22 protein-coding genes are annotated in these 23,745 nt (G+C 61.3%); 18 read left to right on the plus strand and 4 right to left on the minus strand.

The features are described from left to right. Positions 1-46: 46 nt before the first annotated feature. The 16 genes from J5J09_RS04880 to J5J09_RS04955 all read left to right on the plus strand — a co-directional run bounded on the left by J5J09_RS04880 (position 47) and on the right by J5J09_RS04955 (position 13,614). Positions 47-907 carry a S49 family peptidase gene (locus tag J5J09_RS04880; protein ID WP_348646419.1) on the plus strand — a complete coding sequence of 287 codons (861 nt, stop codon included), beginning with the start codon at positions 47-49 and terminating at the stop codon, positions 905-907. 17 nt (positions 908-924) lie between these two features. Then, on the plus strand, positions 925-1,116 hold the full coding sequence (locus tag J5J09_RS04885; protein ID WP_208548561.1) for a hypothetical protein: 192 nt from the start codon (positions 925-927) through the stop codon (positions 1,114-1,116). Between the two features lie 130 nt (positions 1,117-1,246). Further along, positions 1,247-2,179, plus strand: coding sequence for a glycine--tRNA ligase subunit alpha (locus tag J5J09_RS04890; RefSeq protein ID WP_208553094.1), 933 nt, complete (start codon positions 1,247-1,249; stop codon positions 2,177-2,179). Between the two features lie 10 nt (positions 2,180-2,189). Then, positions 2,190-2,903: a DUF4328 domain-containing protein gene (locus J5J09_RS04895; protein ID WP_208548562.1), complete on the plus strand. Its 714-nt coding sequence runs from the start codon at positions 2,190-2,192 to the stop codon at positions 2,901-2,903. Between the two features lie 35 nt (positions 2,904-2,938). Further along, positions 2,939-3,490, plus strand: coding sequence for a LemA family protein (locus J5J09_RS04900; RefSeq protein WP_208548563.1), 552 nt, complete (start codon positions 2,939-2,941; stop codon positions 3,488-3,490). Positions 3,491-3,518: 28 nt separating this feature from the next. Continuing rightward, the gene (locus J5J09_RS04905; protein WP_208548564.1) at positions 3,519-4,769 is read left to right on the plus strand and encodes a 3-phosphoshikimate 1-carboxyvinyltransferase; all 1,251 of its coding nucleotides are present in this window, start codon (positions 3,519-3,521) and stop codon (positions 4,767-4,769) included. Positions 4,770-4,856: 87 nt separating this feature from the next. Next, positions 4,857-5,006 (plus strand): hypothetical protein, encoded by a 150-nt coding sequence (locus J5J09_RS04910; protein WP_208548565.1) that lies wholly within the window; start codon positions 4,857-4,859, stop codon positions 5,004-5,006. 112 nt (positions 5,007-5,118) lie between these two features. After that, a complete protein-coding gene (locus J5J09_RS04915; RefSeq protein WP_208548566.1) occupies positions 5,119-7,044 on the plus strand; it encodes a DUF2207 domain-containing protein in 1,926 nt (641 codons plus the stop codon). 16 nt (positions 7,045-7,060) lie between these two features. After that, entirely contained in the window at positions 7,061-7,615 is a 555-nt protein-coding gene (locus J5J09_RS04920; RefSeq protein ID WP_208548567.1) for a hypothetical protein, read from the plus strand. Positions 7,616-7,719: 104 nt separating this feature from the next. Continuing rightward, the gene (gene glyS, locus J5J09_RS04925; protein WP_208548568.1) at positions 7,720-10,035 is read left to right on the plus strand and encodes a glycine--tRNA ligase subunit beta; all 2,316 of its coding nucleotides are present in this window, start codon (positions 7,720-7,722) and stop codon (positions 10,033-10,035) included. Between the two features lie 105 nt (positions 10,036-10,140). Beyond that, on the plus strand, positions 10,141-10,392 hold the full coding sequence (locus J5J09_RS04930) for a type II toxin-antitoxin system ParD family antitoxin (RefSeq protein ID WP_208548569.1): 252 nt from the start codon (positions 10,141-10,143) through the stop codon (positions 10,390-10,392). Continuing rightward, positions 10,385-10,684, plus strand: a complete 300-nt coding sequence (locus J5J09_RS04935; RefSeq protein WP_208548570.1) for a type II toxin-antitoxin system RelE/ParE family toxin — start codon at positions 10,385-10,387, stop codon at positions 10,682-10,684. The genes J5J09_RS04930 and J5J09_RS04935 overlap by 8 nt, the downstream gene beginning before the upstream one ends. Positions 10,685-10,688: 4 nt before the next feature. Continuing rightward, complete coding sequence (locus tag J5J09_RS04940; protein ID WP_208548571.1) at positions 10,689-11,186, plus strand: DUF523 domain-containing protein; 498 nt, start codon at positions 10,689-10,691, stop codon at positions 11,184-11,186. A gap of 49 nt (positions 11,187-11,235) precedes the next feature. Continuing rightward, positions 11,236-11,892: a TetR/AcrR family transcriptional regulator gene (locus tag J5J09_RS04945; RefSeq protein WP_208548572.1), complete on the plus strand. Its 657-nt coding sequence runs from the start codon at positions 11,236-11,238 to the stop codon at positions 11,890-11,892. Positions 11,893-11,907: 15 nt separating this feature from the next. Then, positions 11,908-12,900 (plus strand): MDR family oxidoreductase, encoded by a 993-nt coding sequence (locus J5J09_RS04950; protein ID WP_208548573.1) that lies wholly within the window; start codon positions 11,908-11,910, stop codon positions 12,898-12,900. Between the two features lie 54 nt (positions 12,901-12,954). Further along, positions 12,955-13,614, plus strand: coding sequence for a dimethylsulfonioproprionate lyase family protein (locus J5J09_RS04955; protein WP_208548574.1), 660 nt, complete (start codon positions 12,955-12,957; stop codon positions 13,612-13,614). A gap of 73 nt (positions 13,615-13,687) precedes the next feature. On the opposite strand, the gene J5J09_RS04960 is transcribed toward J5J09_RS04955, so the two are convergent. The 4 genes from J5J09_RS04960 to purD all read right to left on the minus strand — a co-directional run bounded on the left by J5J09_RS04960 (position 13,688) and on the right by purD (position 19,796). Continuing rightward, entirely contained in the window at positions 13,688-15,520 is a 1,833-nt protein-coding gene (locus J5J09_RS04960; protein WP_208548575.1) for a methyl-accepting chemotaxis protein, read from the minus strand. 315 nt (positions 15,521-15,835) lie between these two features. Then, positions 15,836-17,668, minus strand: a complete 1,833-nt coding sequence (locus J5J09_RS04965; protein ID WP_208548576.1) for a methyl-accepting chemotaxis protein — start codon at positions 17,666-17,668, stop codon at positions 15,836-15,838. Positions 17,669-17,992: 324 nt separating this feature from the next. Further along, on the minus strand, positions 17,993-18,415 hold the full coding sequence (locus tag J5J09_RS04970) for a plant virulence effector HPE1-like domain-containing protein (RefSeq protein WP_208548577.1): 423 nt from the start codon (positions 18,413-18,415) through the stop codon (positions 17,993-17,995). A 109-nt stretch (positions 18,416-18,524) separates the two neighbouring features. Beyond that, a complete protein-coding gene (purD, locus tag J5J09_RS04975; protein ID WP_208548578.1) occupies positions 18,525-19,796 on the minus strand; it encodes a phosphoribosylamine--glycine ligase in 1,272 nt (423 codons plus the stop codon). 174 nt (positions 19,797-19,970) lie between these two features. On the opposite strand from purD, the gene J5J09_RS04980 reads away from it, so the two are divergent. Both J5J09_RS04980 and J5J09_RS04985 read left to right on the plus strand, forming a co-directional pair. After that, positions 19,971-22,286: a Tex family protein gene (locus J5J09_RS04980; protein WP_208548579.1), complete on the plus strand. Its 2,316-nt coding sequence runs from the start codon at positions 19,971-19,973 to the stop codon at positions 22,284-22,286. 149 nt (positions 22,287-22,435) lie between these two features. Next, positions 22,436-23,695, plus strand: a complete 1,260-nt coding sequence (locus J5J09_RS04985) for a cyclopropane-fatty-acyl-phospholipid synthase family protein (protein ID WP_208548580.1) — start codon at positions 22,436-22,438, stop codon at positions 23,693-23,695. Positions 23,696-23,745 lie beyond the last annotated feature (50 nt).

Genomic DNA, 23,745 nt, shown 5'->3' on the forward strand with positions numbered 1-23,745 from the left:
CTGACATTACATGTCCCTCACAATGTAATTGCAGGAAGTACGGAGCATGATGGAGCGTTTGAAGAGTTTGTTGCCGGCCCGGTTCAGGAAGAAGAAGACCGTCATCCCGGTTGTTCGCCTTGAAGGCGCGATCATGACCGGAGGCAGCAAGTTCAAGCCGGCACTCAACCTTGCAAGTGTCGCTCCAATGCTCGAGAAGGCGTTTTCGAAGAAAGATGCTCCGGCCGTTGCGATCGCGATCAATTCGCCTGGCGGCTCGCCCGTGCAGTCTCGCCTGATCTTCGAACGCATCCGCGCTTTGGCGGACGAAAAGAAGAAGACGGTTCTCGTCTTCGTCGAGGATGTCGCGGCCTCGGGCGGCTATATGATCGCGCTCGCCGGTGACGAGATTCACGCCGACCCGACGTCGATCGTCGGTTCGATTGGTGTTGTCTCCGGCGGCTTCGGTTTCCCGGAAATGCTGAAGAAGATCGGCGTCGAACGCCGCGTCTATACAGCCGGTGAAAATAAGGTGATCCTCGATCCCTTCCAGCCCGAGAAGGAAAGCGACATCGAATATCTGAAGTCGTTGCAGGTCGAAATCCACCAGGTGTTCATCGATATGGTGAAATCTCGTCGCGGTGCACGTCTCGCGGACGATCCGACGTTGTTTTCCGGCCTGTTCTGGACCGGGATAAAGGGTTTTGAGCTCGGTCTTGTCGATGGTCTTGGTCATATGCGCCAAATTGTTCGCGAGCGCTATGGCAAGGAGGCGAAACTCGAACTCGTCACCGGGTCCCGCGACTTCTTCGGCCGCCGCACGCCGGGTGTCTCCGGTTTGTCGGCGGAACGCATCGCTGCAGCTGCTGCTACCGGCCTTGCCGAGACTGTTGAGGAAAGGGCATTGTGGAGCCGTTTCGGGCTTTGATCGGCTGAGGGGGATTTATGCCGCAACTCGTATTCCTGCTTTTGCTCGTCGGTGGCGCGCTGCTGCTCTATCGTCGGTTCGTCGCCGACGCTCAGAAGCTGCAGAAGCGGTCCCAGGAGATGCAGAAGGAGCAGGAAAACGGCGCGATCGGCACGTTGGTGAAGGACGAGAAGACGGGGGAGTATCGCGTGAAGCGCGATGATGAGTGATTTGAGCTCGATGGCGCGCGCCTGTCGCATCCCTTGACCCATGAACGCCATCGTGGCACCAGTCGGGCTAATTTCCAGACCCAGTTGCCGGACCGAAAATTCAATGACCGATACCAGCCTCGCCCCGCACATGGACCCGAAGCGATCCTTCCAGGCGCTGATCTTGACGCTGCACAACTACTGGGCAGACAAGGGCTGCGCCGTTCTGCAACCGTACGACATGGAAGTCGGCGCCGGCACCTTCCACCCGGCGACGACCCTGCGTGCGCTCGGCCCCAAGCCCTGGAAGGCCGCCTATGTGCAGCCGTCGCGCCGCCCGTCCGACGGCCGCTATGGCGAAAACCCGAACCGTCTGCAGCACTATTACCAGTATCAGGTAATCCTGAAGCCGAACCCGTCGAACCTGCAGGAACTCTACCTCGGCTCCCTAAAGGCCATCGGTCTCGATCCGCTGCTGCATGACATCCGGTTCGTCGAGGACGACTGGGAAAGCCCGACGCTCGGCGCCTGGGGGCTCGGCTGGGAGTGCTGGTGCGACGGTATGGAAGTCTCGCAGTTCACCTATTTCCAGCAGGTCTGCGGCATCGAGTGCTCGCCCGTCGCGGGTGAGTTGACCTACGGTCTCGAGCGCCTCGCAATGTATGTCCAGGGTGTCGACAACGTCTACGACCTGAATTTCAACGGTCGCGAGGGCGAGGAAAAGATCTCGTATGGCGAAGTCTTCCTGCAGGCAGAGCAGGAATATTCCCGGCACAATTTCGAGTTCGCCAACACCGAGATGCTGCATCGTCATTTCATCGATGCCGAGAAGGAATGCCAGGCGCTTCTTGCCGCCGGCGCGCCCGCTGACAGCGAGAACCAGCGCCTGCACAAGTGCGTGTTCCCCGCCTATGACCAGTGCATCAAGGCATCTCACATCTTCAACCTGCTCGATGCCCGTGGCGTGATTTCCGTGACGGAGAGGCAGAGCTATATCGGCCGTGTGCGCGCGCTCGCCAAGGAATGCGGAGAAGCCTTCCTGTTGACCGATGCCGGCGGTGTAAACTGGGGCAGGGCGGCCTGAGGCGAAACGAATGCCGCTTGAACGACTGCGTCGACGACTGAGGATCGCGGTCTTTTTCTGGCGGCTATCGGCAGTCGTCACTGGCATTCTGGTGGTCATTGGCGGTGCCGGCGCGCTCTATCTGTCCGCTTTAAACCATCAGTTGGCGATCGGGACTTGGATCGAACGCGCGCTGTTCGACCGCAGTTCGGTTGTAGCGATCGTTACATGGCTGCCGCTTTTTGATCTCAGCCTGATCGGCCTATCGATCTTCACGATCTATTTCTGGCTGCGCTGGATCGCCGTCGCAGTGAGGGCCGCCCGGTCGGTCGAGAGCGGTGCTGTTCGGTATTCGCCTGCGGTCGCGGTTCTGGGTTTCCTGGTGCCGGTAGTGAATCTCTGGATGCCGCTCTACACGCTGTTGGACCTTGAGCACTTCGCCGCATCTGTGAACGGCGAAAAGGCGAGCCCCTTCGTCGTGAGGCCTACGATGGTGGTTTTGCTTGGCTTGTTGGCTTTAGGGCTCATCCGCTCCGTTGGCCTTCACGCGGTCGATGACTTCTCGATGCCGGAGGAGGGGCGCTGGATGATGCTCGGCGTAGCGCTTGCCGCGATCATGGCGCTCATTCTGCTGATGGTCCTCGCCTCCATCATGAGCGATTTCAATCGAGCCGCGGACAGGGTGCTTGTCGACGGGCCGGAGGCAAGCGTATTAACGCATGACTTTGGTACGGCGAGCGGCTAGTTTCCGCCCCATCACAGGTTGGGAGGGGTTCCTTCATGTATGTCACGCTTGCAATTCTGGTCGCAATCGCGCTCTACGCCATCGTCATCTACAACGGATTGGTGAAATCCAGGCAGATGGTCGAGGAAGCCTGGTCTGGTATCGACGTTCAACTGAAGCGTCGCGCCGATCTCATTCCGAATCTGATCGAGACCGTGAAGGGTTATGCTACCCACGAGAAGACGACGCTTGAGGAGGTTGTCGCCCTTCGCAACAAGGCGCAGTCGGTTCCGACCGGCGATGTCGAAGGTCGAGCCCAGGCTGAGGGGCTGCTCGGCCAGGCATTGGGCCGGGTGATAGCACTCGCCGAAGCCTATCCGGATCTGAAGGCCAACGAGAACTTCCTCGAATTGCAGCGCTCTCTTGAAACGGTCGAGGGCGAAATCCAGATGTCGCGTCGCTACTACAATGGAGCCGCACGCGATCTCAATGTCAGGGTCGAGAGCTTCCCGTCCAATCTGGTCGCTGGCCAGTTCGGCTTTTCCAAAAAGCCGTATTTCGAGATCACCAACGAGGCGGACCGCGCTGTGCCCGCCGTGAAATTCTAATTGCGGGATATCCGCTTCGAGACCACGCATGAAAACTGACAAGCTGACCATTGTTCCGCCCGGCGGCCCTCTCACCGGGCGTGTGAGCCCGCCCGGGTCCAAGTCGATCACCAATCGCGCCCTGTTGCTGGCCGGTCTTGCGAAAGGGACGAGTCGGCTGACGGGCGCGCTGAAGAGCGACGATACCCGCTATATGGCGGAAGCCCTGCGCGCGATGGGTGTGATTGTCGACGAGCCGGATGCCACGACCTTCGTCGTCACCAGCATGGGTGAACTGAAGCCCCCGGCCGGACCGCTTTTCCTCGGCAATGCCGGCACGGCCACCCGCTTTCTGACGGCAGCGTTAGCGCTGGGCAACGGACGCTACGTCGTCGATGGCGACGAACACATGCGCAAGCGGCCGATCAAGCCGCTGGTCGATGCTCTGAAATCGCTCGGCGTCGCGATCGATGCGCCGACCGGCTGCCCGCCCGTGACCATCGACGCAACCGGTGCATTCACCAGCAATCGCGTGGTCATCGATGGCGGTCTCTCCAGCCAGTACGTTTCCGCCCTGCAGATGGCCGCGGCCTGCGGATCGGAACCTTTCACCATTGAGCTCGCCGGCGCCGAGATCGGCGCGCGCGGCTATATCGAGCTGACGCTCGCCGCCATGCGTGCGTTTGGGGCGAAGGTCTCCCAGCCGACGCCGGCTTCCTGGCGCATAGAGCCCACCGGTTATGCGGCGACCGATTTCCACATCGAGCCCGACGCCTCTGCAGCCACCTATCTCTGGGGCGCCGAAGTCCTGACCGGCGGTACGATCGACATCGGCACGCCCGCCGAAACGTTCACCCAGCCCGACGCGAAGGCCCATGCGGTGATCGCCGCCTTTCCGCATATGCCTGCTGTCATCGACGGCTCGCAGATGCAGGATGCCATTCCGACCATCGCGGTGCTCGCCGCCTTCAACGAGACGTCGGTGCGTTTCGTCGGAATCGCCAACCTGCGGGTCAAGGAATGCGACCGCATCCGGGCGCTGTCGACGGGCCTCAATAACATCCGGCCGGGCCTTGCGACGGAGGAGGGGGATGACCTTATCGTCGCCTCCGACCCGGCGCTCGTGGGTCAGACCCTCCCTGCCGAGATCGACACCTTTGCCGATCATCGCATCGCCATGAGCTTCGCGCTCGCCGGCCTGAAAATCTCCGGCATCACGATTCTCGATCCCGGCTGCGTTGCCAAAACATACCCTGCGTACTGGGATGCCCTGTCCTCGCTTGGCGTCAAATATTCCTGATGTGTCGGGGAACATTCTGATCGTAAAGGCATTTTCCGCTGGCCTTGGCGCGCAAGGGCGTGCGCCGCATTTCAGGGGAGTATGTTCATGAGCCGCACCAACGGTCTTTATCTCGTCATCGGCGCTCTGGTTGTCGCCGTCATCGGCCTCGGCGCTTACGTCTATCAGGAAGAGACCGAGCCGAAGGGCGTCGAACTCAGCATTGGCCAGAACGGCATTTCCGTTGAGGAAAACTGACGGACGGGAAGGCGGGCCGCAACTCGCGGCCCAGCCTCTTTGAGGGTCTCGGTGGATGTTCCATCAAGCGACCCTCTCCCTTATAAGAAGACCTCCATAACGGAGGCATTTCATGAGATCGCTTTTCGGCCTGGTTCTGACGCTCGCCGTCAGTCTACTTCTGCTGCAGCAACCTGCCCTCGCCGAGGAATATATCCAGTCCTACCATTCCGACATCGCCGTTGAGCAAGACGCCTCGCTGACGGTAACCGAGACCATAACGGTCAACGCTGAGGGAAATAACATTCGTCGCGGCATCTTCCGCGATTTTCCGCTGCGGACGAGGTCTCAGGACGGCCGGATCGTCGATGCGGATTTCGAGCTGATCTCCGTCGAGCGGGATGACGAGCCGGAAGACTATCACACAGAAACGATTTCCGGCGGCATCCGCATCTATGCCGGATCGGCGGATGTCCTGCTCGAACGGGGCCTTCATACCTACCGCATCACCTACACCACCGATCGCTGGATCCTTCGCTATCCCGAGCAGGACGAACTCTACTGGAACGTCAACGGCACTGGCTGGCAGTTCCCGGTAAGGCGGGTTTCGGCGACCGTGACGCTGCCCGATGGTGCTCGTCCGACAGAAACCGATTATTTCACAGGAGGTTACGGCGAGGAGGGCAAGGGCGCCCGCGCGCGCAGCGAGGGAAATATCGCCCGCTTCGAGACGACGCGGCCGCTTGGGGCCAATGAAGGTTTGACGATTCTGGTGGGCATTCCCAAGGGTGTGCTGGCGGAGCCCTCGGATGCGCAGCAGCTGCGCTGGTTCTGGCGCGACTACGCGGCCGCCTTCATCGGCTTCGGCGGTCTCGCCGTTGTATTCTTCTATTATCTCCGATCCTGGATGTTCGTGGGACGCGATCCCGCCTCCGGTGTCATCGTTCCACGCTGGGACGCTCCGGATGGCCTCTCGCCGGCGCTGGTCAACTACGTCGACAACAAGGGCTTCTCCGGCGCCGGCTGGACCGCCTTCTCCGCCTCTGCCATCGATCTTGCAGTGAAGGGGTATGTTGAATTGGATGACCTCGACAGGGAGGTCACCATCAGGCGAACCACGAAACCGGTCCCCGGCGACCTTCCGGCAGGACAGCGTGCGCTGCTCAAGGAGGTCGACGCTGCCGGCGGTATCTTCATGATCGACAAGGAAAACGGCCCGGCGGTCCAGAAGGCCGGCAAGCGGTTCCGTGACGCGATCGAGCGCGAACATCGCGGCAAGTACTACAAGCACAATGCCGGCTATGTGTTCGGCGGCGTGGCGATCAGCGTCGTCTTCCTCGTCGCGCTGTTCTTCTTCGGCAATATTCCGGAGGATTCCGTACCGCTTATGGTCCTCCCGATCTTCTTCTCCGCCTTCTTTGGTTTCTTCTCGATCAATGTCGGTCAGAGTTTTCGCCGTGGACGATCGCTTGCCTCCCGTATCGTCTCGGTTCTCATGATCGCCTTTTTCGGGTTCGCGGCGATCTCCACCGCTGGGACGATCGTCCTGACTGTTATCTTCGAGGTCATTGAGGCAGGCGGGCTTGCAGCGCCGATCGCGGTCGCTGGCATCGTGCTGTTGAATGTCGTCTTCTACTTCCTGATGGGCGCTCCCACCCCGCTTGGGCGCAAGCTGATGGACGGGATCGAAGGGTTGCGCACCTATCTGACGCTGGCCGAGAAGGACCGGCTGAACATGGCCGGCGCGCCGACCATGTCGCCGCAGCACTTCGAGACGCTCCTGCCCTATGCGGTGGCTCTCGGCGTCGAGAAGCCATGGACGAAAGCCTTCGAGGCCTGGCTCGCGACAGCTGCTGCCGGTGCCGCGGCCGCCACCGCCTACAGCCCCGCGTGGTATCACGGCGGCTCCATGGGCGATTTTTCAGACCGTATCGGCGGTTTTTCCTCCTCCATGGCGTCGACCATCGCGTCCACCATCCCGCAGCCGAAGTCGAGTTCCGGCGGTGGCGGCAGTTTCTCGGGCGGCGGTGGCGGCGGCGGCGGCGGTGGCGGCTGGTAGGCCAGCGGACATGATCATGACGAAGCGGGCCGATCGTGTTCTGGCTGTGATCGCGTTACTGGCGATCTTCATGCTGTTGGCGGCGTTCTTCAGCAGCGACCGCTTTTTCGAATGGGCGTTCGAGCGGCACCAGAACACGGCATCCTGGGCCGTTCGTCCGCTGCTTTTGCTGCCGCTTTGCTACAGCGCGTGGCATCGGTCGATGGCGGGCGTCATGCTGAGTGTCCTGGCGATCCTGTCATCCATGTTCTGGTTTCCGACACCGGATGAGGTACGGCCGGATGTCGAGAAGTTCCTTGCGATGGAAAGAGCGGTGTTGCGAAATGGCTGGACGTCGTCCTCGATGGCCGGTTTGGCCGCGATCCTCCTCTATGCCACCGCGTTGATTGCCGCCTTCTGGCGTCGGTCATGGCGTCTGGGACTTGCGGTGGCGCTTCTCGGAGCTGCCGGCAAGATAGGGTGGAGCGTGGCCGCTAGCCCAGGGGCGGGCAGCGCGGTCGTCCCCTTCGCGCTCGTCGGTGTCACAGCCCTGGTGGCCGGCCTCCTGCTTTGGCGTAGGCTTTTGAACTAGCGGCCATCCGCCAGTCGCTGCGCATCCCCTCAGTTTCCCTTGGCTTTTCCCCCACGGCTTGCTAAGTCCGCCGCAACCCCAAGCAACCGACGAAGCTGTTTCCCATGCCCGATCTTCTGCTCGAACTCCGCTCCGAGGAAATTCCCGCCCGCATGCAGCGCAAGGCGGCCGGCGACCTGAAGAAGCTCGTCACCGACGCGCTGGTCGAGGCCGGTCTGCATTACGAGGGCGCCCGCGAATACTGGACGCCGCGTCGGCTGACGCTCGATATTCGCGGCCTTTCCGCCCGCTCGGCCGATGTCCGCGAGGAAAAGAAGGGCCCGAGCGTCAGCGCGCCGCAGCAGGCGATCGAAGGCTTCCTGCGCGGTGCAGGCCTTTCATCCATCGATCAGGCCGTGGTGAAGACCGACCCGAAGAAGGGCGATTTCTACGTCGCCTATCTCGACAAGCCGGGCCGCGCGGCGGAAGAAATCGTCGCCGAGGTCATGCCCGGTATCATCCGCACCTTCCCCTGGCCGAAGTCGATGCGCTCCGGCGCGGCCTCCATGCCGAAGGGCTCCAGTTACGCCGGGATTGAAGGCAAGGGTTCGGAAAGCCTGCGCTGGGTCCGCCCGCTGCAGTCGATTGTCTGCACCTTCGGCACCGAGCACGACGAAACCCAGGTCATCCCCTTCGAGATCGATAGCATCGTGGCCGGCAACGTCACCTACGGCCATCGCTTCCACGCGCCCGAGGCGATCACCGTGCGCCGCTTCGACGATTACGTCTCGAGCCTCGAAAAGGCGAAGGTCGTGCTCGACGCAGAGCGCCGCAAGCAGATCATTGCGCAGGATGCCGCGAACCTTGCTTTCGCCAACGGCCTGGACCTCGTCGAGGACGAGGGGCTTCTGGAGGAAGTGTCCGGTCTCGTCGAATACCCACATGTGCTGCTCGGCACCTTCGAGAGCGACTTCCTGTCGATCCCGGCCGAGATCATCCGTCTGACGATCAAGACCAACCAGAAGTGCTTCGTTACCCGGCCGACCGGCGAGACGGACAAGCTCTCCAACCACTTCATCCTCGTCTCCAACATCGAGGCGAAGGACGGCGGCAAGGAGATCATGCACGGCAACGGCAAGGTCGTGCGCGCGCGGCTCTCCGACGCGCTCCACTTCTGGAAGCGCGACCAGGGCGACCTGCCGGACCTCGAAACGTTGAAAGCCTCGGCCGAAAAATTCGGCCTCGACCTCAAGAAGCCGCTCGACCAGCGCATGGCAAAGCTCGACGCGCTGAACGTCACCTTCCACGCCAAGCTCGGCACGCAGGGCGAGCGCGTCGCCCGCATCCGCGATTTGGCGAGGGAACTCGCCCCGATCGTCGGAGCCGACGCCGCGCTCGTGGATCGCGCCGTCGTGCTTGCCAAGGCCGACCTGCGCACCGAGGCTGTCGGAGAATTCCCCGAACTCCAGGGCGCCATGGGGCGCAAGTACGCGCTTTTGCAGGGCGAAGATGCCTCCGTTGCCGCAGCCATCGAGGACCACTGGAAGCCGAACGGCCCCTCGGACCGTCTGCCGGAAGACAAGGTGGGGCTGACGGTGGCGCTGGCGGACAAGCTGGATACGCTCGTCGGCTTCTGGGCGATCGATGAGAAGCCGACTGGATCGAAGGATCCCTATGCGCTGCGGCGTGCAGCGCTTGGTGTGGTGCGTATGATCTTGGAAACTGGCATTCGGTTAGGGCTAGTCAAACCACTGACCGAAGTAAATCTGTCCTTCTACCCAAATGCAAAGCGAGTTGACGCAAGAGCGCTTTTGACATCCATCAATCCCTTGAGAGGCGGGTTTGAAGAGGAGGCTCTTTATGAGAGAATCTCTGACAGTAATGATTATTCGAATGGGGTCTTTGTCCCTAGACCTTCGGTTTATTCGCTCCTCTCCTTCTTCCACGACCGCCTAAAGGTCTACCTCCGCGATCAGGGCGCCCGCCACGACATCATCGATGCGGTGCTCACCCCAGAGTCTGACGACCTGCTGATGGTCGCCCGGAAGGCCGAGGCGCTCACCGCCTTCATCACCTCGGAAGACGGCATCAATCTGCTGGCCGGGACAAAGCGCGCGACGCAGCTTCTCGCCGCCGAGGAGAAGAAGGGGACTGTCGTCGCCGACGCCGTGTCCGAGGCGCTGCTAAAGCTCGACGCGGAAAAGGCGCTGTACGCGGCGATCAAGGTCGCGACGACCGAAGCCGCCGACGCCGTGGCGAAGGAAGATTTCCGCTCCGCCATGCAGGCGCTGTCGAAGCTGCGCGGCCCGGTCGATACCTTCTTCAACGATGTTCTGGTCAACGACGAGGACGCCGCCATCCGCGCCAACCGCCTGGCCCTCCTGAAGGCCATCCGCGAGGCGACCGGAACAGTCGCGGACTTCTCGAAAATATCAGGCTAAGCATTCCTGGCCCCGCTTCGGCGGGGTCTTTCACGACCTGACAACCGTTTCCCGACACCGGCGACCTGTGATATCGTTCGACCTCAGGCAGACGGAGACTTCCGCATGAACAAGCCAGTTCAGGTCACCATCGCAGAACCTTACGACAGCTTCATCGACGCCCAGCTCGAAAGCGGGCGCTTCAGTTCGCCCGAAGAGGTGGTCGAGGCCGGCCTCCGTCTTCTGAAGGAGGAAGAGGCCCGTGTGGAATGGCTGCGCAACGCCCTGATCGAGGGGGAGAATAGCGGGCCATCCGTGCCCTTCGAGCCCGAAGACCTTATGGCATCGGTTCGCGAGAGATGGAAGAACCGTGGCTGAGGTTCGACTCAGTCCTGCTGCGCGTCAGGACTTTCTCGACATCGGCGACTACACCCGTGATCGTTGGTCCGAGATACAGGCCGAGCGGTACCTGAGGCAAATTCTGAGCATGATTGCCGAAATTGGGGCGCATCCGTTCTCTGGTGGCGAGGTGACATCCTTGAGAACAGGCTATCGTCGTCGTCGTTGCTGCTCGCATCTTATCTTCTATGTCATTCAGGAAGACGGCATGGTCGAAGTCCTTCGCATACTTCACGAAAGAGCCGATACGTTGCACCAACTGGACGACTAATCTCATGCCCGCCAACATCCTCATCAGCGCCTGCCTTCTCGGCCGTCCCGTTCGCTATGACGGCAAGGGCAAGCCTCTGTCGCATCCCGCCATCGAGCGTTGGTCGGCGGAGGGAAGGCTGGTCGGCTTCTGTCCCGAGCAGGCCGGCGGCCTGCCGACTCCGCGTCCGCCCGCCGAGATCGAGAACGGCATGACGGGTGAGGATGTCCTCACGGGACGGGCGCGCGTGATTGAGATCACGGGCGGTGACGTGACGGCACAGTTCATCGCCGGCGGCAACAAGGCGGTGGCATATGCCCTGGAGCGGGGGTGTCGCTACGCTCTGTTGATCGACGGTAGTCCGTCCTGTGGCTCAGGATTCATCTATGACGGCTCGTTTTCTGGCGCGCGCCATGAGGGCCAGGGCGTGACGGTGTCGCTTCTTCGCCGCGCCGGCATCATAGTCTTCTCCGATCGCGAGATCGACGGGCTTGTCGCACGGATCGATACCGCCGGCGAATAAACTGATGCCGTCCCTTTATTTATTAGACTGAGTGGTCTAATAAATAAACATGATACTGATCGAGCAGGCAAACAAGGTGGAGGCTGGTGGCGACCAGCCGCGTAAGCGCGGCCGGCCGCCGCGTGACATTGTCGATGCCGAAGTTCGAAGGCGACTTGTCCGGTCCGGCCTGATTTTCCTGACGGAGAGGGGTTATTCCCCCGTTGGCCTCGATGAAATCCTGCGTCATGCCGGCGTGCCCAAGGGCGGCTTCTACCACTACTTTTCCAGCAAGGCCGATTTCGGCCGCGTGCTGATCGCAGCCTATCATGCCTATTTCGCCGAGAAACTGGACCGCTGGTTTCTCGATGAAAGCCTGTCGCCGCTCTCGCGCCTGCGGGCCTTCGTCGCCGATGCAGAGCAGGGCATGGCGCGCCACGATTTTCGCCGCGGCTGCCTGATCGGTAATCTTGGCCAGGAGATGGGTGCGCTACCCGAGGAGTTTCGCGACTTGTTGGTCTCCGCCCTCGATGGTTGGCAATCCCGCACCGCTCGATGCCTTCGCACCGCGCAGGCGGAAGGCGAGATCGCCAGTCGACACGATCCCAACGCGCTTGCTGCATTCTTCTGGATCGGCTGGGAGGGAGCGGTGCTACGCGCCAAGCTGGAACGCCGCGCTGATCCACTGTCGGCTTTTGCCGACGGCTTCTTCGCCATGCTCACCTGAACACGGGAGGTTCTGATGTTCGATGCAATCCTGATCGAGAAGACCCAAGCGGGCCAGACGGTTCGCCTCACGTCCATGGATACGGCGCAACTGCCCGCCGGTGATGTGCTGGTCGAGGTCGCCTGGTCGACGCTGAACTACAAGGACGCCCTGGCCATGACCGGTGCCTCGCCGGTCGTACGCAGCTTCCCTATGGTGCCGGGTGTCGATCTGTCGGGGACTGTCCTTGAAAGCGACAATCCCGCCTTCAATCCGGGCGACCGGGTCGTGCTGAATGGCTGGGGCGTCGGCGAAAAACACTGGGGCGGCCTTGCCGGCCGCGCGCGCCTCGACGGAGACTGGCTGGTGCCGCTGCCGGAAGGCATCACCCTGCGCCAGGCCATGGCGATCGGCACGGCCGGCTACACCGCGATGCTTTGCGTGATGGCCCTCGAAAAGCACGGCGTCACCCCGGAAAGCGGCGAAGTGGTGGTGACCGGCGCCGCCGGAGGCGTCGGCAGTGTCGCTGTGGCCTTGCTGGCGAAACTCGGTTACGACGTCGCGGCCGTGACCGGACGTCTGGATGAATCCGACTACCTGACCAGCCTCGGCGCCCGGACCATTGTCGACAGGGCGGAACTGTCCCAGCCGGGGCGGCCACTGGCCAAGGAACGTTGGGCGGGCGGCATCGATGTCGCCGGTGGCGTCGTCCTCGCCAATGTTCTTGCTGCCACCCGTTATCGCGGTACGGTTGCCGCCTGCGGCCTCGCCGGTGGTATGGACCTGCCGACGACGGTCGCACCGTTCATCCTGCGGGGCGTCACGCTTGCCGGTGTTGATAGCGTCATGTGCCCAAAGCCGGACCGCATCGCCGCCTGGCAGCGCCTGGCCAAGGATCTGGATTTCGACAAGCTTGATGCGATGACCACGGAATTGCCGCTGGCCGACGTCATCGCTCGTACGCCGGATTTCCTCCAAGGCAAGGTACGCGGCCGCGTCATCGTGCCCATCAATCCCGCGCTCAGATGAAGGCTGCCTGCCTCATTCCGGCATTGCCAACCCCGTAGACGGATCTTCGCGCCGATGACACGCCGCCTTTCCGACATGCCGAATTGGACCTACCTGCTCCAGGAGTTCGAGGCGCTCTATCGCTTCGGTTCCGCGGGGGGCAGCAAGGCGATCCGCAGCCATCGCAAGCGCGTGCGCGAAATCCTCGCCGGCATCATCGACGCGGACCCGCCGCTTCTTGATCGGGAGCCGGCGTCGAAACCGGTGGTCGCGCATTTCGGGCGCGCCATCGATCTGGGCAAGCGTAGTGTGATGGCCAATTTCAGCCGGGCGCTGGAGCGGTTGCAGGAAGAACTGACCTGGGAATATGGCTACGTGCGGGTGCCGAAGACGCTCGAACGCAAATACGCCTATTGCGAAGTTCTCGGACCAAAGGGGCCCGTCAAGTCGGATGCGCTTATTCTCGGCTTCGTACTCTTCGCTCCGAACACCACCTATCCGCAACACAGTCACAAGGGTATCGAGGAGAGCTACCTTTCGATCGCCGGTGCCTGGTCGGAAAACGATGCTGCCGTCTACGCGCCGGGTTCGCTGATCCTCAACAAGGCCGAGCAAGAGCACCGGATCACGATCGGAGAAACCGAGCCCTGCCTGCTGGCCTATGCCTGGGTCGGTCCAAGCGAGCGCCTGGCATCGCCCGGCATGACGTTCTCTGCGACCCGCAAGCCGAAGTGAGGAAAGACAGCGCCCGAACATAAAAAGACCGCCGGAATTGCTCCCGGCGGTCTTCGGCGGTGGATGCCTTTAATCAGCCGGCTCGACGCATCTGCTGGGCTGTGTTGTTGAGGTTACTGGCGGACGAGCCGGAGACCTTGAAGCTGCGGATGAGGCTCAGCAGGTCGCCAGTGTCGTTGGCAAGCACTTCCGCCGAAGCCGTGGTCTCTTCGGCCATGGCGGCGTTCTGTTGGGTCGCCTGGTCGAGTTGGTTCATCGACGACGAGATCGAGCGCAGAGTCGTGTCCTGTTCCTGGGCGCTGTGCGAGATCTTCGAGACGATGTCGTTGGCGCTCGCGATCTGATCGGAGATCCGTTTCAGCGCCTCGCCGGCTTCGCCGACCAGTTGCACACCCTGTTCGACCTGCTGCGAGGACCGGGCGATCTGATCCTTGATCTCCTTTGCTGCGGCGGCGGACCGCTGGGCGAGTTCCCGCACTTCCTGGGCTACGACGGCGAAACCCTTGCCGCTTTCCCCAGCGCGAGCAGCCTCGACACCGGCGTTCAATGCCAGCAGGTTGGTCTGGAAGGCGATTTCGTCAATCACGCCGATGATCTTGGTGATCTCGGCGGAGGACTGCTCGATGCCGCTCATTGCGCTGATGGCGCGGCTGACGATCTCGTCGCTCTGGCGCGCCTCGGCGCTGACCGAGCCGACGCGGGTGGCCGCGTCGCGGGCGCCATCTGCCGTCTGGCGTACAGCGACAGTCAGCTCGTCCAGCGCGGCAGAGGTCTCTTCGAGATTGGCCGCCTGGCGCTCGGTACGGCTCGCAAGCTCGCCGGATGCGCGCCGGATTTCTTCCTTGGAGACGGCGATGTCATTGCCCTTGAGGTTGACGCGGGCCATCGCTTCTTCAAGACGGGCAAGGGCGTCGTTGAAGTTATCGCGCAGCGCCGCATATTTCGGTCCTAGGTCGGCACAGCGAACGGTCAGGTCGCCGTCCGCGAGCTTTTCAAGCGACTGGCCGATGGTTGAAACCACGTGCGCCTGCTGGCGAGCTTCGGCGAGCTGCGCCTCGGCATTCTGGCTACGCTCGCTGTCGAGCTCGCGCTTTTGTTCTTCCTGGCGGGCAGCCATGGCATGGCGTTCGCGTACTTTTTCCTGCAGCGACCGCGTTGCCTTGGCCATCATGCCCACTTCATTGCCCATCTCCGTGTGCGGGATGGCGATTGTCACGTTCTCGTCCGCGACCGCTTCTAGCGACCTGTGGATCGCGGCGAGAGGAACCGTAATCCCGCGAATGACGTACCAAGCGGCGGCGGCGAGCAGCAGCATGACAAAAAAACCGATACCTGAGGCTTTCAGGATCATATTGCGAATCTGGGCCTGGAGGTCGTCGACGTAGACACCGGTGGCCAGAACGATGCCCCAAGGCTCGAATGCTTTTGCGTAGGAACTTTTGAGATAGTTGCCCTCGGGCTGACCCGGCTTGACGGTGCTGTAATAGTCGACAATGCCACCGCCCGCTTTACCCACGCTCACCATTTCGTCCCGGTACATATGCCCGGTCTGATCGGGCTTGCCCTTGCCGCTTTCTCCGACCTTGCTAGCAACGGGATGGATGCGCATCACCACGTCGTAGTCGTATGCGAAGACATAGCCATCGGGATTGTACCGTATGGTCGATACCGCCCGATACGCCTGTTCCTTCGCCTCTTCAGTGGTCAGCTCGCCCGCCTTTTCGCGATCATGGTAGGACTGCATGATGGAGAGTGCGGATTCCACTTGCGTCCGAAGCATCGCATAACGCTCGGCATAGATCGAATCGGTCGCCATCTGGATCTGGTAGTAAATCAGACCGGCTGTGGCGACGACCATGCCTATGACCAGCAGGAAGAGCTGGCGGGAAATCTTCAAGTTTTTCATTGGTCGGCCTCGGAAGGGAGTAAGACGAAGAGCTGGCGACGTCCAATCATTTGACGTTTGCCAAAATTGCATGGGCTCCGGGCCGTCATTGCCTCGTGCACGATCCATTCAGAAGAACATTACCGCGCAATAGGTAATAAAACGATAAAATTGTCTGTAATCCGCCTGATGTTGGTCGTAGACGTGATCGTTGTGGGTTGCTTTCACTAAACGTTCAGCGTGTCGATACTTGGCGCACGTATTGATCGCCAAGCGCCAAGGAAAGAGGCCGCCGGAGAGTTCGTCCGGCGGCCTTCTGGCGGTAAATACGTGTAATCAGCTTGCGCGGCGCATCTGATGGGCGACGTGGTGAAGGCCGCTGGTAGACCCACCGGACACTTTGAAGCCGCGGATTAGGTTAAGCAGCTCCTCCGTATCGACCGCGAGCGCCTCGGCCGAAGCCGTGGTCTCCTCGGCCATCGCGGCGTTGTGTTGGGTCGCCGAATCGAGCTGGTTCATAGATGACGAGATTGAGCGCAGCGTGGTGTCCTGCTCGGCCGCCGAATGGGCGATCTTGGAGACGATGTCACTTGCCGACTTGATCTGGTCCGAGATGCGCTTCAGCGCCTCGCCGGCCTGGCCGACGAGCTGCACGCCGTTTTCCACCTGGCCGGATGAGTTGGAGATCTGGTCCTTAATCTCCTTGGCGGCAGAGGCCGAGCGCTGCGCGAGTTCACGGACTTCCTGGGCGACGACGGCGAAACCCTTGCCGCTCTCGCCAGCGCGCGCCGCTTCCACCCCGGCGTTGAGTGCCAGCAGGTTCGTCTGGAAGGCGATGTCCTCGATCACGCCGATGATATTGGCGATCTGCTGCGAAGACTGCTCGATGCCGCTCATGGCGTCGATTGCTTGCGAAACGATCCCGTCGGACTTCGAAGCCTCGGCGGCAACGGTGCCTACACGCTTGGCTGCTTCCTGGGCACCCTCGGCCGTCTGGCGAACGGCAACAGTGAGTTCGTCAAGGGCCGCCGATGTTTCTTCGAGATTTGCGGCCTGGCGCTCGGTGCGCTGCGACAGTTCGTTGGAAGCACGGCGGATCTCCTCCTTGGAACCGCCGATGTCGATCCCCTTGGCGTTGACCTTGGCCATGGCGGCCTCGAGGTGGGAGAGTGCCTCGTTGAAGTTGTCGCGCAGTGCCGCATATTTGGGGCCGAGATCACCGCAGCGGATCGTCAGGTCGCCGGTGGCGAGCTGTTCGAGGGCAGCGCCGATGGTCGAGACGACGCGGGCCTGCTGCTCGGCTTCGGACCGTTGCATATCTGCGTTCTGCTGACGCTCGGCGTCGAGCTGATGCTGCTGCTCTTCCTGACGGGCGGCCATCGCGTGGCGTTCGCGCACCTTCTCCTGCAGCGAGCGCGTGGCCTTCGCCATCATGCCGACTTCATTGCCCATGTCCGTATGCGGTATGGCAATCGCAACGTTCTCGTCCGCGACCGCTTCTAGAGACTGGTGAATGGCCTTGAGGGGCTTTGTGATGCCACTGATCAGAATGTAAGCGCCAATTAGGCCGAGTACGACAACTATACCGCCGATCGTACCAGCTTCGACGATCATCGCATTGATCTTCACCTGCAGGTCGTCGATATAGACGCCGGTGCCGACGACGATCTTCCACGGCTCGAACGCTTGGCTGTAGGCCGCCTTCAGATACACGCTGCCATTCGGCTCCGTCGGCTTTTCCCAATAGTATTCGGTTACGCCGCCGCCAGCCCGACCCTTGGCGATCATTTCCTCACGAAACAGATTGCCCATCTTATCCGGCTGGCCCGCCTGTTTCAGGCCGACCTGCTTTTGAACCGGGTGGAAAAGCATCGTCACGTCATAGGCGAGACCAAAGAGGTAGCCATTTGGCTCGTACTTCATCGATGTCAGGGTCTTGAAGGCTTCGGCCTGCGCCTGCTCCAGGGACAGCTCACCACTTTTCACGCGCTCGTCGTAGGCCTTCAGAATGGCGATGCCGCTCTCCACCTGCGTGCGCAGCATGTCCGTGCGCTCCGCATAGATGGCGTGAGACGCCGTGCGGATCTGGAAAATCGTCGCAATGCCGAAAGCAATCATCAGCGCGCCGATCAGCGCGAACAATTGTTGTGAAATCTTGATGTTCTTCATTTTATCCTCGCAATATCAAATTTGTTTTTGCGAAGCGCGAAGAGGGTTCCGTGATGCGGAGCGCTCTTCGGCTCCAGGCCGAAACCTCCCATGGCCTCGGAATCTCCCCTAGAAATGCATGGATTATAGGTAAAATTCTATGAATTGACGTGGCCAAAAATCCAACGATAAGAAATCGTATAAAGGCGATGCAGTTGGGATCGACGGGCCTAAAAAAGAAACGCCCCTGCCGAGGCAGGGGCGTTGGACCGTCTTGCGGCGGTCATCCCCGACGGCCTGGATCGTTGGGCCGGGTGGGGCAGGGAAGGGCGATCCGAACGAGCCTCAGGGTAGCCGAAGTTCGAAGGATGCCAGATCCAAAGTCTTTGTCTGATCGATGGCCGCGGTCGTCGCGGTGCGGTCGATCTCCGATGCCATCGCCATGGCGGTGCCGCTGGCATCTGTCTCCCAGTAGGGAGCCTTGCTGACGAACACCACAGGCGAACCGCCCATCCAGGATTCGGTGCGCAACAGCGTACGCTGGCCATCGCGCTCGACCATTTCCACCTTCTGGGCGCCAGCCGGCAATGCCGGAACGACGTAATCCGCCACCCCTTCCCTTGGCTTCAGCGGTGGGCAGGACTGGCATCCGATTTGCGTGATGCTGGAAGCCGTCACCGGAGCCGATGCAACGACCTCAATGGATGACGCCGCAGCCGGAGCTGCAACGCTGAGCGTCGCGATGGCGGCGAGCATAAGGTGGCGCATGACGAAGACTCCCCTTGATCTTTACCCAGGAGAATATGCGCCGTTCGTTTCCATCGGGTCACGACGAATGGTAAAATTTGAATGAGTTGACGATTTTTGCCGCGCCTGATCAGGCTTTTTCGCGCTCAATCGCCCGCCAGCCGATATCGCGGCGGCAAAAGCCGTTCTCCCAGGAGACGCTGTCCACGAGGGCGTATGCTTGTCGTTGCGCTTCGGCGACGGTCGGTGCGAGTGCAGTTGCGTTGAGGACCCGGCCGCCGGTGGCAACGAGCTTGCCGTCTTTCAACGCTGTCCCGGCATGGAACACCTTGGCACCGTCAGTCTCGGTGGGGATAGCGTTGATCGCCGTATTCTTGTCGTAGGAACCGGGATAGCCGCGCGAGGCCAGCACAACCGTCAACGCCGGTTGATCATGCCATTCGGCGCGCACCTTATCGAGTGTACCGGTGGCGCAGGCGTAGAGGATCGGCAGCAGGTCGCTCTTCAGCCGCATCATCAGCACCTGGCATTCCGGGTCTCCGAACCGGACATTGTATTCGATCAGCTCCGGCCCTTTTTCTGTGATCATCAGGCCGGCGAAAAAGACGCCCGAGAAGGGGTGACCCATTTCCGCCATACCGTGCATCGTCGGTGCTATGATCTCCCGCATGGTCCGGTCCACCATCTCCGGCGTCATCACCGGTGCAGGAGAATAGGCGCCCATGCCACCGGTGTTGGGTCCGGTATCGCCATCGCCGACCCGTTTGTGGTCCTGCGCGGCGGCAAGTGGCAGCAGCGTCTTGCCATCGCAAAGGCAAAAGAAGCTTGCCTCCTCGCCATCGAGAAAGGCCTCGACCACGACCTCGGCGCCGGCGGCACCGAACGCACCCTCGAAGCAATCGTCGATCGCCGCGAGCGCCTCGTCGATTGTCATGGCGACCGTCACACCCTTGCCGGCGGCGAGGCCATCCGCCTTGATCACGATAGGCGCACCCTGCTGGCGCACATAGGCCTTTGCCTTCGGCGCGTTGTTGAAGCGCTGGTAAGCGCCGGTCGGAATGTTGAAGCGGGCGCAGATATCCTTGGTGAAGCCCTTCGAGCCTTCGAGCAGGGCTGCGGCAGCGGAGGGACCGAACACGGCGATGCCTTCGCCACGCAGAACATCAGCCAGGCCTGCAACAAGCGGTGCTTCCGGGCCGACGACAACGAAGTCGATCGAGCGTTCCCTACAGAAGGAGACGACAGCGGCGTGATCATCCACATCGACCGAAACAAGTTCGGCGTGCTCTGCGATTCCGGGATTGCCGGGTGCGGCGAAGAGCGTCGTCAGGAGGGGCGACTGGGCGATCTTCCAGGCCAGCGCATGCTCGCGTCCGCCAGAACCGATCAACAGTACCTTCATTGCCAGATCTCCGCTTGCCTTGATAGCCGGCGGTTAAGGGGGGACGGTGGAAAGGTCAAGGAAAAAGCCGCCGCCGCCCTGGTCGCTTTCCTGTGGAATCGTTGCCTGCGCCGTTGCCTTGCCGTTTTCGCGAACTACAGTCCGCCCACACTTTGCGAAGGAACCCCACGCCTCATGGCTGACGACATCAAGTCCATTTCCGGAATAATCGCTGCGGAGATCAAGGCGCGGCCAGAACAGGTGACCGCCGCGATCGGCCTTCTCGATGAGGGCGCGACCGTGCCCTTCATCGCGCGCTACCGAAAGGAAGTGACCGGCGGTCTCGATGATACCCAGCTTCGCGATCTGGCCGAGCGGTTGACCTATCTTCGCGAGCTCAATGCCCGCCGCAAGTCGATCTTCGAGTCGATCACCTCGCAGGGCAAGATGACCGACGAACTGGCCGTGAAGATCGCGGGAGCCGTGACCAAGGCGGAGCTGGAAGACCTCTATCTCCCCTACAAGCCGAAACGCCGGACCAAGGCCGAAATCGCCCGCGAACGCGGCCTTGGCCCGTTGGCGGAGGCGATCCTGACCGACCGCATGGTCGATCCGGCAAAACTAGCCGAAGCCTATGTGGCCGGGGAAGTGACGGATGTGAAAGCGGCGCTGGAGGGTGCCCGCGACATCGTCGCCGAGCAGATCTCGGAAAATGCCGACCTGCTCGGACGCCTGCGCCAGGACATGCGTGATCGCGCGATCCTCTACTCGAAGGTCGTGGATGGGAAAGCCGAAGCCGGAGAAAAATTCGCCGACTATTTCGATCATTCCGAACGCTGGGCGACCGTTCCGGGTCATCGTGCGCTTGCCATGCTGCGTGGCTGGAACGAGGAGATGCTGACGCTGTCGATCGAGATGGATCGTGACGACGTATCGCCCGTCAAGCCTGCGCAGCGCACCATCGCTGCGGCGCTCGACATCCGCGAACGCGGCCCCGCAGACAAGTGGCTTATGGATGTCGCAGGATGGACGTGGCGCGTAAAGCTTTCGATGTCGCTGTCGCTCGACCTAATGCGGGAACTGCGTGAGCGGGCCGAAGAGGAAGCTATTCATGTCTTCGCCCGCAATCTCAAGGATCTTCTGCTGGCCGCTCCCGCCGGTTCGCGTCCCACGATGGGGCTTGATCCCGGTATCCGCACCGGCGTGAAAGTCGCGGTCGTCGACGGCACCGGCAAGGTGGTCGAAACCACGACGGTTTATCCGTTCCCGCCGAAGAACGACGTGCGCGGCACCCAGGTCGAACTTGCCTCAATGATCCGCAAGCACAAGGTCGAACTGATCGCGATCGGCAACGGCACTGGCAGCCGCGAAACGGAAAAACTGGTTGCCGACATGCTGTCGCAGTTTCCGTCGACGCAGCCGAAGCCGACCAAGGTCATTGTGTCCGAGGCGGGCGCCTCCGTCTACTCGGCCTCCGAGCTTGCAGCAAAGGAATTCCCGGGACTCGATGTTTCTCTGCGCGGTGCCGTCTCGATCGCCCGCCGGCTGCAGGACCCTCTCGCCGAGCTCGTGAAGATCGAGCCCAAGTCGATTGGCGTCGGCCAGTACCAGCACGATGTCGACCAGGGTAAACTCGGCCGCTCGCTCGACGCCGTGGTGGAAGATGCGGTGAACGCCGTTGGAGTCGACCTCAACACGGCTTCGGTGCCGTTGTTGTCGCGTGTATCCGGTTTGTCGAACTCGATTGCAGAGGCGATCGTTTCGCACCGGGACGTCACCGGTGCGTTCGAAAGCCGCAAGGATCTCCTGAAGGTCGCGCGTCTCGGTGCCCGCACCTTCGAACAGTGCGCCGGCTTCCTGCGCATCCCGAACGGCAAGGAGCCACTTGATGCATCCTCCGTGCACCCGGAAGCCTATGACGTTGCCAAGCGCATCGTCGCAGCCTGCGGCCGTGACCTTCGCTCATTGATGGGGGATAGCGCAGCACTCAAGAAGCTGGATCCCCGCCAGTTCATCGACGAACGGTTCGGATTGCCGACGGTGAAGGATATTCTTTCGGAACTGGAAAAGCCAGGCCGCGATCCACGCCCGTCATTCAAGACCGCGACTTTTGCCGAAGGCGTAGACGAGATCACCGATCTCAAACCCGGCATGACGTTGGAAGGGACGGTGACCAACGTGGCCGCCTTCGGCGCTTTCGTTGATATCGGTGTGCATCAGGACGGCCTCGTGCATGTCTCGCAACTCGCAGACCGGTTTGTGAAAGACCCGCACGAGGTAGTGAAGGCGGGCGATGTCGTGAAGGTGCGCGTCGTCGAGGTAGACGTGAAGCGCAAGCGCATTGCCCTGTCGATGCGTAAGGACGGGGGCGAAGCACCGCCTCCTTCGATGCGCGAAAACCGGGGCCCTTCCGCTGGGCGGCAGGCACCGGGGCGTGCACCCTCTCGACCCGAGCAGAATGCCGTCGGTGGTCTTGGCGCGGCTCTCATGGATGCGCTTCGCAAGAAATGAGCGGTTTCGCGGCGCCCCGTCCAGCGAATCTGATCATTTGTTAAGAAAATATGAAGCCTGCAAATGCATCCCAAGCTTGTTTCTTGGGCTGCATGCGCTAACCTCTTGGCATTGGTATCTGTTAAAAATACTGTGTTGTGGAGGTGTTGATGGCCTCATCACTCCGTATTCTTCTCGGTCGCATTATTCGACAAGGCAATTTGAAGGTCGTCGGTGCGGATGGTCACATCCAGCATTTCGGCGATGGCAGCGGAAAACCGCTGACAATCCGCTTTACCGACCAAAAAGCCGAAGACGAGCTTTACAGGGATCCGCAGCTGAAGCTCGGCGAGATCTACATGGACGGTCGCCTCCTCGTCGACGAGGGGGAGATCTATGACCTTCTTGCGCTGGTGAAGTCCAACACGCTTGCTGAGGACCTGTCGTTCGGCATGGTCTGGCGCGGTGTTGCTAGACTTGCGTGGCAACGCTTGAGCGCCGTCATTCCGGTCAACCGCAACAAGCGCAATATAGCGCACCATTACGATCTCTCGGCCAGGCTCTACGACCTCTTTCTCGATCCGGACTGGCAATACTCCTGCGCTTACTTTAACCCGCCCGGGATATCTCTCGAGGAAGCGCAACTCGCCAAGAAACGGCACATCGCGGCCAAACTCATGGCCGAACCGGGCCAGACAACGCTCGAGATCGGCTCCGGCTGGGGCGGCATGGCCCTCTATCTCGCGGAATGCTGCAATGTCGAGGTCACCGGAATCACGTTGAGCGAGGAGCAGCTCAAGATATCCCGGCAGCGGGCGGCAAAACGCGGCCTGGCAAAGAACGTCCGCTTCGAGCTCGAGGACTACTATAACCTGCCGCCCAGCAAACGATACGACCGTATCGTCTCGGTAGGCATGTTCGAGCACGTCGGACGTCGCAACTTCCAGCGATATTTCGACAAGGTGAACGACGTGCTCGCCGATGACGGCGTCATGGTTCTGCACTCGATCGGCCAGCCCTATCCGGCCTTCATGAATAATCCCTGGATCGAAAAATACATCTTTCCCGGCGGCTATATCCCGTCCCTGGCCGAGGTGCTGCCGCGCGTGGAAAAGGCCGGCCTCCTGGTCGCCGACATCGAAATCCTGCCGATGCACTACGCCTACACCCTGCGGCAATGGCGCGAGCGTTTCATGGCCCGGAAACAGGAAGCGATTGCCCTCTATGACGAACGCTTTGTGCGGATGTGGGAGTTTTATCTGGCCGGATCGGAAATGGCCTTCACCCACGAGAGCTTCTTCATCTTCCAGATGCAGATCGTGAAAAGCCGCACGGCAGTTCCGGACAACCGCGACTACATCTATGAGCGGGAGAGGAAGCTCAAGGAGATCGAGCAGCAACGCTCGCCGCTTGACCGGATTGCGGTGTGAGTGTTGGCGCACGCTCCTATCCTCGTCGTCTTGACCGGGCCTGCCGGCAA

The organism is Ciceribacter sp. L1K22 (assembly GCF_017599385.1).
Taxonomy (GTDB): domain Bacteria; phylum Pseudomonadota; class Alphaproteobacteria; order Rhizobiales; family Rhizobiaceae; genus Allorhizobium.

Bases quoted from the DNA above. Each gene is read 5' to 3' on its own strand.
- J5J09_RS04900 (WP_208548563.1), top strand. From the start codon at position 2,939: ATGTATGTCACGCTTGCAATTCTGGTCGCAATCGCGCTCTACGCCATC.
- J5J09_RS04950 (WP_208548573.1), top strand. From the start codon at position 11,908: ATGTTCGATGCAATCCTGATCGAGAAGACCCAAGCGGGCCAGACGGTT.
- J5J09_RS04970 (WP_208548577.1), bottom strand. From the start codon at position 18,415: ATGCGCCACCTTATGCTCGCCGCCATCGCGACGCTCAGCGTTGCAGCT.
- J5J09_RS04985 (WP_208548580.1), top strand. From the start codon at position 22,436: ATGGCCTCATCACTCCGTATTCTTCTCGGTCGCATTATTCGACAAGGC.
- J5J09_RS04880 (WP_348646419.1), top strand. From the start codon at position 47: ATGATGGAGCGTTTGAAGAGTTTGTTGCCGGCCCGGTTCAGGAAGAAG.
- J5J09_RS04940 (WP_208548571.1), top strand. From the start codon at position 10,689: ATGCCCGCCAACATCCTCATCAGCGCCTGCCTTCTCGGCCGTCCCGTT.
- J5J09_RS04930 (WP_208548569.1), top strand. From the start codon at position 10,141: ATGAACAAGCCAGTTCAGGTCACCATCGCAGAACCTTACGACAGCTTC.
- J5J09_RS04910 (WP_208548565.1), top strand. From the start codon at position 4,857: ATGAGCCGCACCAACGGTCTTTATCTCGTCATCGGCGCTCTGGTTGTC.
- J5J09_RS04965 (WP_208548576.1), bottom strand. From the start codon at position 17,668: ATGAAGAACATCAAGATTTCACAACAATTGTTCGCGCTGATCGGCGCG.
- J5J09_RS04920 (WP_208548567.1), top strand. From the start codon at position 7,061: ATGACGAAGCGGGCCGATCGTGTTCTGGCTGTGATCGCGTTACTGGCG.
- J5J09_RS04955 (WP_208548574.1), top strand. From the start codon at position 12,955: ATGACACGCCGCCTTTCCGACATGCCGAATTGGACCTACCTGCTCCAG.
- purD (WP_208548578.1), bottom strand. From the start codon at position 19,796: ATGAAGGTACTGTTGATCGGTTCTGGCGGACGCGAGCATGCGCTGGCC.
- J5J09_RS04980 (WP_208548579.1), top strand. From the start codon at position 19,971: ATGGCTGACGACATCAAGTCCATTTCCGGAATAATCGCTGCGGAGATC.
- J5J09_RS04960 (WP_208548575.1), bottom strand. From the start codon at position 15,520: ATGAAAAACTTGAAGATTTCCCGCCAGCTCTTCCTGCTGGTCATAGGC.
- J5J09_RS04945 (WP_208548572.1), top strand. From the start codon at position 11,236: ATGATACTGATCGAGCAGGCAAACAAGGTGGAGGCTGGTGGCGACCAG.
- glyS (WP_208548568.1), top strand. From the start codon at position 7,720: ATGCCCGATCTTCTGCTCGAACTCCGCTCCGAGGAAATTCCCGCCCGC.
- J5J09_RS04905 (WP_208548564.1), top strand. From the start codon at position 3,519: ATGAAAACTGACAAGCTGACCATTGTTCCGCCCGGCGGCCCTCTCACC.
- J5J09_RS04890 (WP_208553094.1), top strand. From the start codon at position 1,247: ATGGACCCGAAGCGATCCTTCCAGGCGCTGATCTTGACGCTGCACAAC.
- J5J09_RS04885 (WP_208548561.1), top strand. From the start codon at position 925: ATGCCGCAACTCGTATTCCTGCTTTTGCTCGTCGGTGGCGCGCTGCTG.
- J5J09_RS04915 (WP_208548566.1), top strand. From the start codon at position 5,119: ATGAGATCGCTTTTCGGCCTGGTTCTGACGCTCGCCGTCAGTCTACTT.
- J5J09_RS04895 (WP_208548562.1), top strand. From the start codon at position 2,190: ATGCCGCTTGAACGACTGCGTCGACGACTGAGGATCGCGGTCTTTTTC.